This window comes from Leminorella grimontii ATCC 33999 = DSM 5078, from assembly GCF_000439085.1.
GTDB classification, from domain to species: domain Bacteria; phylum Pseudomonadota; class Gammaproteobacteria; order Enterobacterales; family Enterobacteriaceae; genus Leminorella; species Leminorella grimontii.
Genome location: NZ_AUUA01000001.1, coordinates 353,593 through 367,559, shown reverse-complemented (window position 1 = coordinate 367,559; position 13,967 = coordinate 353,593). Strand labels below are relative to the sequence as shown.

The following is a 13,967-nucleotide window of genomic DNA, read 5'->3' as shown; positions in this document are numbered from 1 at the left end:
ATCAGGCATGTTACAAGAAGACTTACGTGAAATGATCGACGCCGGCGCCGCCAAGCGCGCTGCGGATCTGGTTATCTGCAACGGCCAGTTGGTCAACGTAAACTCTGCGGAAATCTATCCGGCCGACGTGGCTATCTATCGCTCGCAAATCGTCGCCACCGGCGATGTGTCCGACTATATCGGCCCTAATACCCAGCGCATCGACGCCAAGGGCAAGTATCTGGTCCCCGGGCTTATCGACGGCCACCTGCACATCGAATGCAGCAAGCTCTCCATGACCAGCTTCGCCAAGGCGGTAGTACCACACGGCACCACCAGCATTATTTCCGGTCTGGATCAGTACGTTGTCACGTCCGGGCTTGAGGGCATTCGCGAAGTGCTTGACGAAATCGACCAAGGCCCGCTGAAGGTATTCTGGGGGCTGCCGTTCATCACGCCCTACACCCTGCCCCAAAGCAACGTCGGCTTTAACGTCACGGCTGAAACCCACCGCGAAGTACAAAAGTGGCCGGAAGTGTTCGGCGTATGGGAAACCGTATCCGAGTTCGTAGAAAACCAGCACGACGACGTGATGAAGGCCATTGAGCTGGCGCGCGAAAACCGCCTGCCTGTATTCGGCTGCGCGCCGATGACCCGCGGCAAGAAGCTGAACTCCGTCCTGTGCGCTGGCCTGCGTCTGGACCACGAAAGCTACGATCATCAGGAGATGATGGAGAAAGTGCGCAAAGGCATGTACGTGCTGATCCGCGAATCCTCCATCTCCCACTTCATGCGTGAAAACATGAAGATCGTGACGCATCTGAATCCGCGTATCTCTCGCCGCGTCAGCTTCTGTACCGACGACGTCATCGCCTCCGACATTATGACTAACGGCCACATGGACAAGCTTATCCGCATGGCGATTTCCTGCGGCGTAGACCCCATTACGGCCATCCAGATGGGCTCTATCAACTCGGCAGAGGCCTACCGTATAGACCACCTGGTCGGCTCCATCTCTCCGGGGCGCTTCGCCGACATCCTGCTGGTAGAAGACCTGCGCGAATTCAACATCGATACCGTGATCGCTAAAGGCAAGCTTACGGTAGAAGGCGGCAAGATGGCCTACGATCTCCAGCCTCCGGTTCGCAGCGCCACGCTGCTGCAAAGCATGAAGCTTAAGCCGGTCGCGGCCGCCGACATGAAGGTGCGCACGACGCTCGACGCGCCGCGCGTTCACGCCCTGTCGCTGGACGTCGACTTCAACGTGCCGTTCGTTCGCAAGGGCCGCAACGTCGAGCTGGACGTGGTTGACGGCGTAGTCATGCCGGACGTCGCCAACGACGTGCTGTATGCTACCGTGGTCGAGCGCTTCGGCAAAACCAGCACTAAGCCGGCGGTCGGCTTCTGCTCCGGCTGGAAGCTAAAGGCCGGCGCGATGGCGAGCTCCTGCGCGCCTGACGACAACAACGTCATCTGCATCGGAACCAACTCGGAAGATATGGCGCTGGCGATAAACCATTTAGCGGAGAACGGCGGCGGTCAGGTTATCGTTCGCGACGGTAACATTCTTGGCTTCCTGCCGCTGCCCATTTGCGGTATCGTGTCCGACCTTGAGCCGGAGGTCATGGCGGCAGAAGAAGAGAAGCTGTTGCAAATTGCCCGCGAGCTGGGCTGCGATCTGCCTGACCCGCTGTTCTACATGTGCTGTCTACAGATTACCGCCATTCCGGACTATGCCATTACCGATCTGGGCGTGATTGACTTCCACCAGCAAAAGACCTTCGACCCGGTCTTACGCTGCGGCTGCAGCCACGGCAAGCTGCACAAGCACTAATCATCATTTGTTTTAACCGCGGCGCGCCTGGGTGCGCCGCAAATTCTACACGCATTCCCCGAGGTACACCGTGAGCGATAAAGACCAGCTGGCAACCCTGATAGATATGGCTGCGGGCCGCATTCCCGCAGACCTGCTTATCGTTAACTGTAAAGTCGTCGACGTATTCAACCAAACGCTGATAGACGGCCCGCTGGCCATCGGCTGTGGTAAAGTCGTCGGCTGTGGCGACTACGAAGCCAAAGAGATTCTCGACGCCAAAGGCGGCTACGTAATGCCGGGCCTTATCGACGGCCACGTGCACATCGAGTCCTCCTCCCTGACGCCGCCGCAGTTCGCCCGCTGCATTTTGCCTCACGGCACCACCACCATCATTGCCGATCCGCATGAAATCGCCAACGTCTGCGGCCTTGACGGCATTCGCTACATGCTGGACGCTTCCCGCGAGCTTCCCCTGAACGTGAAGGTCATGCTGCCCTCCTGCGTACCCGCTACGCCGTTTGAGCAGGCAGGCGCCGTGCTTGAAGCGGAAGATCTGGTCAAACTTATCGACGAAGACGGCATTCTCGGCCTTGGCGAAGTGATGGACTACCCCAGCGTCATCAACCACGCGCCGTCGATGATGGAAAAACTCATGATGGCCAAGCGCCATGACCGAGTGATTGATGGCCACAGCCCCGGCGTCAAGGGCAAAGACCTGACCGCCTACGCGATGGCCGGCATCATGACCGACCACGAATGCAGCCATCGCGAAGAAATGATAGCCCGCCTGCGGCTGGGGATGTATATCTTGCTGCGCGAAGGCTCAACCTGCAAAGACCTGCTCAACCTGCTGCCGGAAATCACCCCGGCCAACGCCCGCCGCTGCGTGATGTGTACCGATGACCGCGAGCCGTCCGACATTCTGACTACCGGGCACATCAATAAAAACCTGCGCCTGGCGGTCGAGGCGGGTCTGGATCCGATGCTGGCCATCACCATGGCGACTCTGAACGCCGCCGAGTGCTTCCGCCTGCGCGGCAAAGGCGCGCTGGCGCCGGGCTATGATGCGGATATTCTTATCGTCGACGACCTAAAGAACTTCAGCGCCAAACACGTGCTGACCGCCGGTAAGGAAGTCGCCCGCGACGGTAAAATGCTGGTCGAGCTGCCCAACTACGTTTCCGACGCCGTGCTAAACACCGTACGCCTGGCGCCGCTTTGCGAGGCAGACTTCCAGCTAACGTTAACCAGCCGTCAGGCCCGCGTTATCGGCGTTATCCCCAAGAGCGTCGTCACTAAAGGCCTGTCGATGGAGGTCAATCTTGACGAGCGGAGTCAGTTCACCTGCGAACGTAATCCCGGCCTCAACAAGCTGGCGGTCATTGAGCGCCACCACGCTACCGGCAACATGGGGCTGGGCATTCTGGCCGATTACGGCCTTAAGAACGGCGCAATCGCAGTTTCCGTCGCGCATGACTCCCACAACATCGTGGTCGTCGGCGATAACGATGCTGACATGCTGGCAGCGGTTAAAGACGTTGAGGCGATGGGCGGCGGCTTTACGCTGTGCCGAGCGGGCAAGATTTTAGCGCACCTGCCGCTGCCGGTAGGCGGTCTGATGTCGGACAAAAGCGCGCAGGAAGTGGCCGAGCAAATCGAGCGCATGCTGCTGCTTGCAAGCAATGAGTTTGGCATTAACAAAGAAATCCAGCCGCTGATGACGCTGGTATTTATGACGCTGCCGGTGATCCCGCAGCTCAAGTTAACGTCCAACGGGCTGTTTGACGTGGTTAAGTTCCAACCGGTCGAAGTTTCTCTGGCGGATTAAAGCGAAAAGGCCGCCGACACATGCCGGCGGCCCTTAAGGATTCAGGCGTTAAACGTTTTTACGTTCGACGGTTTCTTCACCCCAATAGAGCACGTCAGCCTTGGTTTTACTGAAGGCCAGCGGCAGCACTTCATCTACGCCCTCTTCCCAAATTTGCTGAGCCTTTATTTCATCATTATTCGCCAGTTCGAAAATGGCCTCCGCTATCTCAATCGAGGTTTCGCGTACTTTGGCCCATTCTTTAACGTTGGTATTCGGCATTCCATCTTCTCCTGAAAAATCATAGTTAGGATGTACCCCTATAAAGTATTGCCCAATCAGCGGAATTTGCACGGGCATAACATGCTTTCCTTAGGAAAAAGCCACCTTTCGACATTGAAATTCCACCTGCCGACCCCCATACTTTGTGGCAGTCAACGTACTATCAAAGGCATAAAATCCACTATGGACACCCCGTGCCTTATCACCTTTTCTCCATCAGGGAGCCTATCGTATGAATAACTTCACGCTTCATCTCGCCACGAAAGTCGTCTTTGGCCAAGGGCAGATAGCCCAGCTTCCCAAGCTTATTCCTGCTGACGCCCGCGTACTGATTACCTACGGCGGCGGCAGCATCAAGCGCAACGGCGTGCTCGATCAGGTCCATCGCGCGCTGGAAGGCTACCAGCTGTTCGAGTTCGGCGGCATTGAGCCTAACCCGGCCTATGAAACGCTGATGAAGGCCGTGGAAGCGGTTCATAACAACAAGGTAGACTATCTGCTGGCGGTCGGCGGCGGCTCCGTGCTGGACGGCACCAAGTTTATCGCCGCGGCGGCAAAATATGCCGGCGACACCTGGGACATTATCAGCAGCGGCGGAAGAAAGGTGGCCGACGCGCTGCCCATCGGCAGCGTACTGACGCTACCGGCAACAGGTTCCGAAATGAACAGCGGCGCAGTCATCAGCCGTAGAGAAACCGGCGACAAGCAGGCCTTTCATTCCCCCTACGTGCTGCCGCGCTTCGCCATTCTGGATCCGCTGACCACCTACACCCTGCCGCCGCGTCAGGTCGCTAACGGCGTAGTGGACGCGTTTATCCACACCGTCGAGCAGTACCTGACTTACCCGGTTGACGCCAAAGTGCAGGACCGCTTTGCAGAAGGGCTTTTGCTCACGCTGATTGAAGAAGGCCCCAAGGCGCTGAAAGAGCCGGAAAACTACGCGGTGCGCGCCAACATCATGTGGAGCGCAACGATGGCGCTTAACGGGCTAATCGGCGCCGGCGTACCACAAGACTGGGCGACCCACATGCTGGGCCACGAGCTGACCGCCATGCACGGCCTTGACCACGCACAGACGCTGGCCATCGTGCTGCCGTCAATGCTCCGGGCGAGAAAGGCCCAGAAGTGGGAAAAACTGCTGCAGTATGCCGAGCGCGTCTGGGGAATTGATACCGGGACCGAAGACGAGCGCATCGAGGCCGCCATTAAGGCGACGGAGAAATTTTTCCAGCAGATGGGCGCACCGACCCGCCTTTCCGACTACGGCCTGGACGGCAGCACCATCCCGGCGCTGGTGAAAAAGCTGGAAGAGCACGGCATGACCCAGCTCGGGGAACGACGCGACGTTACGCTGGAAGAGAGCCGGAAGATTTATGAGGCGGCTCGCTAAAGGCATAAGCGAAGTGTAAAAGAAACGCCGCCTGGGTTATCCTCGGCGGCGTTGTTATTTATTCAGTGCCCTTCGCGCCGTTATTAGCCCTTTTCGACGCCTCGGCAAGCGCGGCCTTCGCCTTACTCAGCTCATCCGCCGTCATCTTTTCTTCACAGCGCTTAACCATCGTCAATGCGTCTTCATCTCCGCTCTGGGCCGCCAGCGAGAACCAGACGTAGGCCTGTGCGTAATCTTTGTCTACGCCTCTTCCGTTGTAGTAACAAATGCCAACATTGTAACAAGAGTCGGTATCACCCTGTTCCGCCGCTTTGAGATACCACATCATCGACAACCTGTCGCTTTTGGGGACGCCGCGGCCGCTGCTATAAAGCCCGCCGAGATTATACTGAGCGTCGATAGTCCCCTGTTCGGCAGCTTTGCGATACAGCTCTGCCGCCATGACCTCATCCTTCTCAACGCCATACCCATTTTCATACATAAAGCCCAAATTGCTTTGCGCCCGTCCAAGTCCCTGCTCGGCCGCCTTTCGATACCACTTTACGGCCTCAACGTCATCCTGTACCACGCCAGTCCCGCGCCGGAACATCAGCCCGAGGTTAAATTGGGCATACGAATCTCCCTGCTCGGCCGCTTTTCGGTACCATTCAGCCGCCTGCTCATTGTTTTGCTCAACGCCCACCCCCTTGCGGTACATAATCGCGAGGTTGTACTGTGCGTCGACATATCCCTGTTGCGCCGCCTTTCGATACCATTCAACTGCCCGCACGTCGTCTTGCGCAACGCCCTCTCCGTGACGATATTTCAGCGCCAGGTTGTACTGTGCGACGGGGCTTCCCAGATCGGCCTGACGCTGTAGTTCATCCAGCGTTTCTTGCGCCGACGAGCAAAAGCTCAGCAACGCACCAATAAGCGCCAGCGCGGCGGCCACGTGTTTGAAGCCACGCGCTGCAATAGAAGAGAGAAAGATCATAGTTCTACAGTCCTTATAGAAACAGCCAACGTTCCTAGTCGTCAGCCTCAGGCACATCGTGCTCATGATGATGGTGAGAATGGGAATGTCCGTGATGAGAATGCTCGTGTCCGCCGGTGTTGTCCGGCACTAAAATAAGCTTGCCGTACCTGACGCCGCGCTCGGTGATCACCTGCTCCGCCAGCTGGCTAACCCGATCGGCTTCGCCTTTTAGCATCGACACTTCCATACAGCTGCCGTGATCGAGGTGCACGTGCAGGCTGGCCAGCGTCAGATCGTGTTGCTCATGGAAGGTACGCGTCAGCCGCTTGGAGAGCTCTCTGGATTCATGATCGTATACATACACCAGTGCGCCCACGCAGGGCGGATTCCCCTCTACCGCAGAGGACGAGTGCTGAATGCCCGCACGCGCTAAATCGCGAATAGCCTCTGAGCGATTCTGATAGTTCTTTTTCTTGATGATGTTATCAATCTCTTCCATCAGATCGTCATCGATAGAAATCGTAATGCGCTGCATTTCCGTTCCTCCTGCCGTAGGGAACCGTCATAAAGTAACGGATATCATAGCCTTTGCCGCCGGGGCCGTCGAGGTTCGAACCCTATTTGTCGCGTTTACAGCGGCATAAAAATGAGCGACTCATGTTACAAAAATTAACCTATTGTAAATATAAACAATTTTTATATTTTGAAACAAATAACACGTTTCTTTATTTCTCCATTTAAGGGATTTTAATACCCAAGTTCCGAGGATTTATATACCATCGTCGGATCTACTCGGCTCTATAACATTAAATCAAGTTAAAGGAATAACCCGTGAGTCCCATTGATTATGCTATTCACTTAATACTTAGCGGAATTCTGATCGTTGGCGTTTATCAGTTTTACTTTTTCACCCAACGACACATGCTGGTTAAGCCACGTGAATTCAACTCCACCATTGATGAAAAAATCCCTTTTTGGCCCTGGTGGTCGTGGATTTACAGCTTTCTTTACTATCCGGCCATTCTTTATATCAACTGGATCGTAGAAGACTCTCGCCACTTCATCATGATAGTCTTTAGCTACATCATCCTGTTGGTGATGCAGATGACGTTCTTCTCCCTGTTCCCGGTTTCAACGCCCAAGCACTGGCGGAGCATCAACACCGGCAAAAGCTGGTCGGAAAAATTCCTGCTGTTCGTTCAGAAGTTTGACGATTCATCCAACTGCTTCCCCAGCATGCACGTTTCCGTCGCTACGCTGACCGCGCTGCTGGCTTACGGTACGTTAGGCCCGTGGGTATTCCTGTTCCCGGTGCTTATAGCCCTTTCGTGCACCTTTACCAAGCAGCATTACCTCCTCGACCTGCCGGCAGGCGCCGCGCTGGGCTGGGCTGCTTATGAGATCCACTGCCTGATTATGTAACCTTCTTTATCGGCGGCCGCGTCGTTGGCTGCCGTTATTTCTTTCATACCGTCCGTTTCCTAAAGACCGCTTTTCATCAAATAGCAATAAAATTTATCCGGCTTTGATTGCATCCCCATCCCGTCGACGATACCATTACCGCATTCATTACTATTCATTAATGTCGCATGAGTATTCACTTAAAAAACATTAACTGCTTCTACGGCAACCATCAGGCGCTGTTTGACATCTCGTTAGACTGCCCAAGCGGTGAAACGCTGGTTCTGCTTGGCCCGAGCGGCGCCGGCAAGAGCTCGCTGATTCGCGTGCTTAACCTGCTGGAAATGCCGCGTTCAGGCCAGCTTTCCATTGCCGGCAACGACTTTAACTTCAGCGTGCCGCCTTCTGAAGGCGCCATTCGCGAGTTACGCCGTAACGTCGGTATGGTGTTTCAGCAATATAACCTGTGGCCCCATCTGACGGTAATGCAAAACCTGATTGAAGCGCCCTGCCGCGTGCTTGGCCTGTCTAAAGACGTAGCCATCAATCGAGCGGAAAAGCTGTTAGCCCGCCTGCGGCTGGGTGAATTTAGCGCACGCTATCCTTTACACCTTTCCGGCGGCCAACAGCAGCGCGTCGCCATTGCGCGGGCGCTGATGATGGAACCGCAAATTCTGCTGTTTGACGAACCCACCGCGGCGTTGGACCCAGAAATCACCGCACAGGTTGTTAGCATTATTCGCGAACTGGCCGATACTGGCATTACTCAGGTTATCGTGACTCACGAAGTGGAATTCGCCAAGAAGACCGCCAGCCGCGTCGTCTATATGGAGCAGGGGCACATTGTCGAATACGGCGACGCCCAGGCGTTTACCCACCCGCAAACCGAGGCGTTTGCCGGATATCTTTCTCACTAAATTCTCTGGAGCTCGTTATGAAAAAACTGCTGATCGCTACGCTAATCGCCGGAATGAGCCTCTCCGCCGCCGCTGCGGAAAAAATTCGCTTTGCAACCGAAGCCTCCTACCCTCCGTTTGAGTTTATGGATGCCAATAACCAAATTCAGGGGTTTGATATCGACCTGGCTAACGCGCTGTGTAAAGAACTTCAGGCGGAATGCACCTTTACCCACCAAGGTTTTGACAGCCTGGTCCCCGGCCTGAAGTTCCGCCGTTTTGACGCCACGATCGCCGCAATGGACGTCACACCGGAGCGCCAACAGCAGGTTGCGTTCACTAATACCTACTATGACAACTCCGCGCAGTTTATTGCTATCAAGGGCAAGGTCGCCAGCATTGACGCGCTGAAAGGCCAGCGCGTAGGTATGCAAAACGGTACAACTCATCAGAAGTACCTGCTGGACAAGCACACCGAGATGACTCCCGTTGCCTATGACAGCTATCAAAACGCCATTCTTGACCTAAAAAGCGGCCGCGTTAACGCCGTCTTCGGCGATACCGCCGTCGTCGCCGAGTGGCTGAAGAAAAACGACGACCTTGAAACCGTCGGCGACAAGATCAATGACAACACCTACTTTGGCACCGGTTTCGCTATCGCGGTCAACCAAAAGAACACGGACCTTCGCGATAAGCTAAACGGGGCGCTGGAAAAAATTAAGCAAAACGGCACCTACCAGGCTATTTATGATAAATGGTTTCAAAAGTAAGTAAGCCCATAGATGAATGAAATACTGCCCCTAGCAAGCGCCACCGGCATGACCGTTGGCCTTGCCGTTTGTTCGCTGGTATTAGGACTGGCGCTGGCCATGCTGTTCGCCGTCTGGGAACTGGCGCGCGTGCGCGTCGTCGCGCTTATCGCCACGGTAATCGTCACGGTGCTGCGCGGCCTGCCCGAGATACTGGTCGTGCTGTTTATCTACTTTGGCGCATCGCAGCTTTTAATCACGCTGGCCGACGGCTTCACGCTGTTTGGCGTCACCGTTCAGGTTGAGATTGAAAACTTCGACGTTAGCCCCTTCCTGTGCGGGGTTATCGCCCTTTCTCTGCTGTACGCCGCCTACGGCTCGCAGACGCTTCGCGGCGCGCTTAAGGCCGTTCCGCGCGGCCAGTGGGAATCGGGTCAGGCGCTGGGGCTAAGTAAGGCGGCGATCTTCTTTCGCCTAATCATGCCCCAGATGTGGCGCCACGCCCTGCCCGGATTAGGCAACCAGTGGCTGGTGCTGCTAAAGGATACGGCGCTGGTGTCGCTTATCAGCGTTAACGATCTGATGATGCAAACCAAAAGCATTGCTATCCGCACTCAGGAACCCTTCAACTGGTTCATCATCGCCATGCTGATTTATCTGGTCATTACGCTCATAAGCCAGCGCCTTTTGGCCTATATAGAACGGCGGATCGTCCGCTTTGAGCGGAGGGCGTAACCATGTTGAAATATTTACCCGACGTCCTGCAAGGCCTGCACGTCAGCCTGCTGCTCACGCTGATTTCACTGGTTCTCGCCCTGTTTTTAGCACTGCTGTTCACCGTCGTACTCACGCTAAAAACGCCGGTGATAACTCAGCTGGTCAAAGGCTACATCGCGCTGTTCACCGGAACGCCGCTGCTGGTACAAATCTTTCTTATTTATTACGGCCCCGGTCAGTTCGAAAGCCTACAGGACTATCCCAAGCTTTGGCTCATAATATCTCAGCCCTGGCTTTGCGCTATAGTGGCGCTGGCGCTTAACAGCGCGGCCTACTCGACACTGCTGTTTCACGGCGCCATCAAGGCGATTCCCGACGGCCAGTGGCAATCTTGCCATGCGCTTGGGATGTCTCGCGGGCAAACGCTGCGCATCCTGCTGCCCTACGCCTTTAAGCGCGCGCTGTCGTCCTATTCCAACGAAGTCGTGCTGGTGTTCAAAAGCACCTCTCTGGCATTCACCATCACGATGATGGACGTCATGGGCTACAGCCAGCTGATGTATGGCCGCACCTATGACGTGATGGTTTACGGCGCGGCGGGCCTTATCTACCTGTGCGTCAACGGCGGGCTAACGCTGATGATGCGCGTGATTGAGAAAAAAGCGCTGGCGTTTGAACAACGTTAGATAGTTTTTCGGTTTATCTTCCCCCCGCTAACGGCCCTGAACCCTGTTCCGGGCCGTTATTTTAAGCGCCTCTCCTATACGATCGGCACATCCGAAACGTCATCGTATTTTTTATCCGTCCTACTTTTCATTAAACGGAAATACTCATAAAGAGTTATTTTTATTAATTCAAACAAAATGAATTAATAAAATATCAAACGCATTAAAAAATAAATCTCAATTCAATTCACTTAAATAAAACAAAAAAAATACAAATCCAAAAATGGACTAATCCATTCATTAACTCACACTGCCATTAACGATTGGTTACATAGATATACTGGTAAACATCCAACACAAAGAGACAACACAGCATAAATAAGTATAATTCGCCCATGCTAAGGCTGCTCTCGCGGCGCTTCCACAGCAGGATAAAGGCCCCAAAATTTATTAATAAAAGCGTTCAATTAACACATTGAGCGTTAAGGTTTTATTTTTAAATTCGGCCGGATGACAAGTTATTATTTAATGGAATTATTCTTTAGTCATTATATGAACCTGAAAACAAAACCCGTTTTATTATCTATTGCCATAAGTTCAATACTCTTTGAATGCCCCGCATTAGCCTATACCGCCACCGTCGCTAAAGGCGCTACGGTTTACGGTGAGACCATTACCGGAAGCACAAACGCAGTCCAGAACGTACACGGTACGGCCAACGACACGACGATTATGATGGGCACGCAGTCTATCCAAACCGGAGGCGTCGCCAACAATACGACCATTAACGCAGGCCAGCAGAGTATTTATGCAGGTGGAACTTCAAATGAAGTCATCCTGAACGGTGGAATGGTGCAGATTAACGGCGTGCTCAACGGAATTACGGCGACGGGAGGAAAGGTCATCGTTAACGCGGGTCAAGGCGGCGCAACGAATCCCTATGCGGCCGGCCAGCTTCACAACGCCGTACTATCAAACGCAGCCCAGCTGGTTAACCGCTTCGGCATTGATTACGACACCGTTGTCAACGCAGGCGGCCTGCTTGAAACAGGCACCACCACGGACTACGGCTGGAAAAACAGCGCTATTTCCAACAACGCCGTCATAAACGCAAACGGCAGACAAACGGTGGACAATGGCGGAACCAGCAACGGCAGCACGGTTAACGTCGGCGGCGTTCTTACCGTCAAATACGACACCCATAAAGAATTTTCCTGGGATACTGCCGGAACGCAATACGGTACGGCTAACGGTTCCATCGTCTACGGCGTGATGAACAATAGCGGCGCTGTAGACAATGCGACGGTTATTAAATCCGGCGGCCAGTATACAGCGACGGGAAACGCAGTCGACAACAGAATAGCCACCTCCTATGATGCCGTCATCGAATCTGGGGGAGGCGCTACGCTGTATAAAGACGCGGTAGCCGCGGGCTGGAACATTCAGGGCCGCGCCGACGTTAACAGCGCGACGGCCTCGATTAAAGACAGTACGGTTAACGGCGGCAGCCTGCAAATAACACAGGGTACGGCAAACGGCATCGTCATTAACGGCGGCATCATGCGCAATGTTTCAGGCCAAGACGTCAACACCGTGGTGAACAGCGGCTCGTACTCGCTTGGCGGTACGTTGAGCGCATCGTCCTCTCACCTTACGGTTAACGACGGCGGCCGCGCCGACGTTTATTCAGGTACGCTGACGGACGCCGAGATCGGCGGCGCAATGTTTGTCACCGCAGACCCCTCAGCGCCCGAAAGTACGTCTACCCTGCTCGGCCACTTCGCGGTGAACGAAGGCGGGACGCTCAACCTGTCATCCGGCATCAACGCGCTGGGAGCAAACTTTACGGTATCCGACTCCGGCGCCATTTATCTCAGCGACGGCGCTTTCACGGTGACTCATGCGTTAAACGCAGTAACGCTTAACGGAGGACGCATCGTCTTTATGCAACCGAAGAGCGGCAATACGCCTGCAAATTACGCCACCCTGACGCTCGATAGCCTGAGCGGCTCGGGGCAATTCATAATGAACACCAGCCTGGCCGGCCTGCGGGGCAACCTGCTGAAGGTCACCGGCCAGGCCAACGGGAGCTTCGGCGTTCACGTCGCCGATACCGGCGTAAGCCCTACCTCAGACGCAGGCCTTTTGCTGGTTAAAACCGGCGGAGGAAACGCCGATTTTACGCTGGCTAACGCCGGAGCCGCTGTCGATCTGGGGACCTACCAATACCGGCTTGTGGGTGATGGAAACGGCGCCTGGACGCTGACGGCCTACGCGCCCCCGGCTCCGACGCCAGAGCCGCAGCCAGAGCCAGATCCCGCGTCAGACGGCGATTCAGTTCCGGATCCCGCCCCTGCGCCTCTAACACCGCCAGCTCCTTCAATAACGCCCAGTACGGCGGCGGTGCTGTCAATGGCGACAACGGCGCCGATGATATTTGAAACCGAACTAAATCCGGTGCGAGCGCGCCTCGACCAAACGCGCACGCATGCGCACGGCGCTGACGCATGGGGAAGCTATATTACGCGTCGAATCAGCGTCAACAGCGGCGCTGGCGCTGGTTACGATATGGATCTCAACGGCCTCGCCGTCGGCGCTGACGCAACCCTGGATACCGACAGCGGCGCACTGACCAAGGGCATATTCTTTTCCTATAGCCGCTCCGACGTCGATTTCGATCGTCAGGGCAGCGGCGACGTCACGGCCTATTCTATCGGCGCCTATACCAGCTACCTTCACAACGACGGCTTCTATCTCGACGGCATCGTTAAGGTCAACCGATTTGAAAACGACGTTAACGCAAGAATGACCAGCGGCGCTTCCGCCGACGGCAGCTACAACTCCAGCGGGATCGGCGCAAGCGTTCAGGGTGGGAAATACTTTTATGCGGGTAAAACCTACTTCGCCCCCTATCTGTCCATCACTGGATTTATGACTGACAGCAGCCGCTATCGGCTCTCTAACGGCATGCAGGCTCGCATAGACGCCCAACGCTCGCTGTTGGCGGAAGGCGGCATCAACGTGGGGCATGAGTTCAGCGTGAAAAGCGCCAGCGTTATTCCTTATTTAAAGCTTGCGGCGGTTCAAGAGTTTGCTAACGGCAACGACGTAAAGGTCAATGACGATCGCTTCGTTAACGACCTCAGCGGCACGCGCGGCGTATATCAGTTCGGCGTCAACGCGCGGCTAACGCCGAGCCTGTCGCTGCACGTTGATGCAGGATATATGCAGGGCAGCGGCGTAGAGTCGCCGTGGGCCGTCGGCGTTGGCGGTTCATGGTCGTTTTAATCCCAAAGCGCCCGTCGTAAGG

The 13,967-nt window shown here is 55.2% G+C and carries 12 protein-coding genes; 9 read left to right on the top strand and 3 right to left on the bottom strand.

Annotated features, from left to right (window positions below; all coding sequences use genetic code 11):
* Window positions 1–7: 7 nt before the first annotated feature.
* Both G544_RS0101720 and ade read left to right on the top strand, forming a co-directional pair.
* Window positions 8–1,813, top strand: a complete 1,806-nt coding sequence (locus G544_RS0101720; protein WP_027272987.1) for an adenine deaminase — start codon at window positions 8–10, stop codon at window positions 1,811–1,813.
* A gap of 70 nt (window positions 1,814–1,883) precedes the next feature.
* Window positions 1,884–3,623 carry an adenine deaminase gene (ade, locus tag G544_RS0101715; protein ID WP_027272986.1) on the top strand — a complete coding sequence of 580 codons (1,740 nt, stop codon included), beginning with the start codon at window positions 1,884–1,886 and terminating at the stop codon, window positions 3,621–3,623.
* A 48-nt stretch (window positions 3,624–3,671) separates the two neighbouring features.
* On the opposite strand, the gene G544_RS0101710 is transcribed toward ade, so the two are convergent.
* Window positions 3,672–3,884, bottom strand: coding sequence for a YccJ family protein (locus G544_RS0101710; protein ID WP_027272985.1), 213 nt, complete (start codon window positions 3,882–3,884; stop codon window positions 3,672–3,674).
* Window positions 3,885–4,116: 232 nt separating this feature from the next.
* On the opposite strand from G544_RS0101710, the gene yqhD reads away from it, so the two are divergent.
* Entirely contained in the window at window positions 4,117–5,274 is a 1,158-nt protein-coding gene (gene yqhD, locus G544_RS0101705; protein WP_027272984.1) for an alcohol dehydrogenase, read from the top strand.
* A 58-nt stretch (window positions 5,275–5,332) separates the two neighbouring features.
* Here the strand turns inward: yqhD and G544_RS19715 are convergent, their stop codons facing one another.
* Together G544_RS19715 and nikR are read right to left on the bottom strand one after the other, a co-directional pair.
* Complete coding sequence (locus tag G544_RS19715) at window positions 5,333–6,247, bottom strand: tetratricopeptide repeat protein (protein ID WP_051155523.1); 915 nt, start codon at window positions 6,245–6,247, stop codon at window positions 5,333–5,335.
* A 34-nt stretch (window positions 6,248–6,281) separates the two neighbouring features.
* On the bottom strand, window positions 6,282–6,764 hold the full coding sequence (nikR, locus tag G544_RS0101695; protein ID WP_027272983.1) for a nickel-responsive transcriptional regulator NikR: 483 nt from the start codon (window positions 6,762–6,764) through the stop codon (window positions 6,282–6,284).
* Between the two features lie 296 nt (window positions 6,765–7,060).
* Between nikR and G544_RS0101690 the strand changes: the two genes are divergently transcribed.
* The 6 genes from G544_RS0101690 to G544_RS0101665 all read left to right on the top strand — a co-directional run bounded on the left by G544_RS0101690 (window position 7,061) and on the right by G544_RS0101665 (window position 13,945).
* On the top strand, window positions 7,061–7,651 hold the full coding sequence (locus G544_RS0101690) for a phosphatase PAP2 family protein (protein WP_027272982.1): 591 nt from the start codon (window positions 7,061–7,063) through the stop codon (window positions 7,649–7,651).
* A 167-nt stretch (window positions 7,652–7,818) separates the two neighbouring features.
* A complete protein-coding gene (artP, locus tag G544_RS0101685; RefSeq protein WP_027272981.1) occupies window positions 7,819–8,547 on the top strand; it encodes an arginine ABC transporter ATP-binding protein ArtP in 729 nt (242 codons plus the stop codon).
* Window positions 8,548–8,564: 17 nt separating this feature from the next.
* Window positions 8,565–9,296: an arginine ABC transporter substrate-binding protein gene (artJ, locus tag G544_RS0101680; RefSeq protein ID WP_027272980.1), complete on the top strand. Its 732-nt coding sequence runs from the start codon at window positions 8,565–8,567 to the stop codon at window positions 9,294–9,296.
* Window positions 9,297–9,308: 12 nt separating this feature from the next.
* Window positions 9,309–10,010 (top strand): arginine ABC transporter permease ArtQ, encoded by a 702-nt coding sequence (gene artQ, locus G544_RS0101675; RefSeq protein ID WP_027272979.1) that lies wholly within the window; start codon window positions 9,309–9,311, stop codon window positions 10,008–10,010.
* Window positions 10,011–10,012: 2 nt separating this feature from the next.
* Window positions 10,013–10,678, top strand: a complete 666-nt coding sequence (gene artM, locus G544_RS0101670) for an arginine ABC transporter permease ArtM (protein ID WP_027272978.1) — start codon at window positions 10,013–10,015, stop codon at window positions 10,676–10,678.
* 531 nt (window positions 10,679–11,209) lie between these two features.
* A complete protein-coding gene (locus G544_RS0101665; RefSeq protein ID WP_027272977.1) occupies window positions 11,210–13,945 on the top strand; it encodes an autotransporter outer membrane beta-barrel domain-containing protein in 2,736 nt (911 codons plus the stop codon).
* Window positions 13,946–13,967 lie beyond the last annotated feature (22 nt).

Bases quoted from the DNA above. Each gene is read 5' to 3' on its own strand.
- artM (WP_027272978.1), top strand. From the start codon at position 10,013: ATGTTGAAATATTTACCCGACGTCCTGCAAGGCCTGCACGTCAGCCTG.
- G544_RS0101710 (WP_027272985.1), bottom strand. From the start codon at position 3,884: ATGCCGAATACCAACGTTAAAGAATGGGCCAAAGTACGCGAAACCTCG.
- G544_RS0101665 (WP_027272977.1), top strand. From the start codon at position 11,210: ATGAACCTGAAAACAAAACCCGTTTTATTATCTATTGCCATAAGTTCA.
- nikR (WP_027272983.1), bottom strand. From the start codon at position 6,764: ATGCAGCGCATTACGATTTCTATCGATGACGATCTGATGGAAGAGATT.
- yqhD (WP_027272984.1), top strand. From the start codon at position 4,117: ATGAATAACTTCACGCTTCATCTCGCCACGAAAGTCGTCTTTGGCCAA.
- G544_RS0101720 (WP_027272987.1), top strand. From the start codon at position 8: ATGTTACAAGAAGACTTACGTGAAATGATCGACGCCGGCGCCGCCAAG.
- artQ (WP_027272979.1), top strand. From the start codon at position 9,309: ATGAATGAAATACTGCCCCTAGCAAGCGCCACCGGCATGACCGTTGGC.
- artJ (WP_027272980.1), top strand. From the start codon at position 8,565: ATGAAAAAACTGCTGATCGCTACGCTAATCGCCGGAATGAGCCTCTCC.
- artP (WP_027272981.1), top strand. From the start codon at position 7,819: ATGAGTATTCACTTAAAAAACATTAACTGCTTCTACGGCAACCATCAG.
- G544_RS19715 (WP_051155523.1), bottom strand. From the start codon at position 6,247: ATGATCTTTCTCTCTTCTATTGCAGCGCGTGGCTTCAAACACGTGGCC.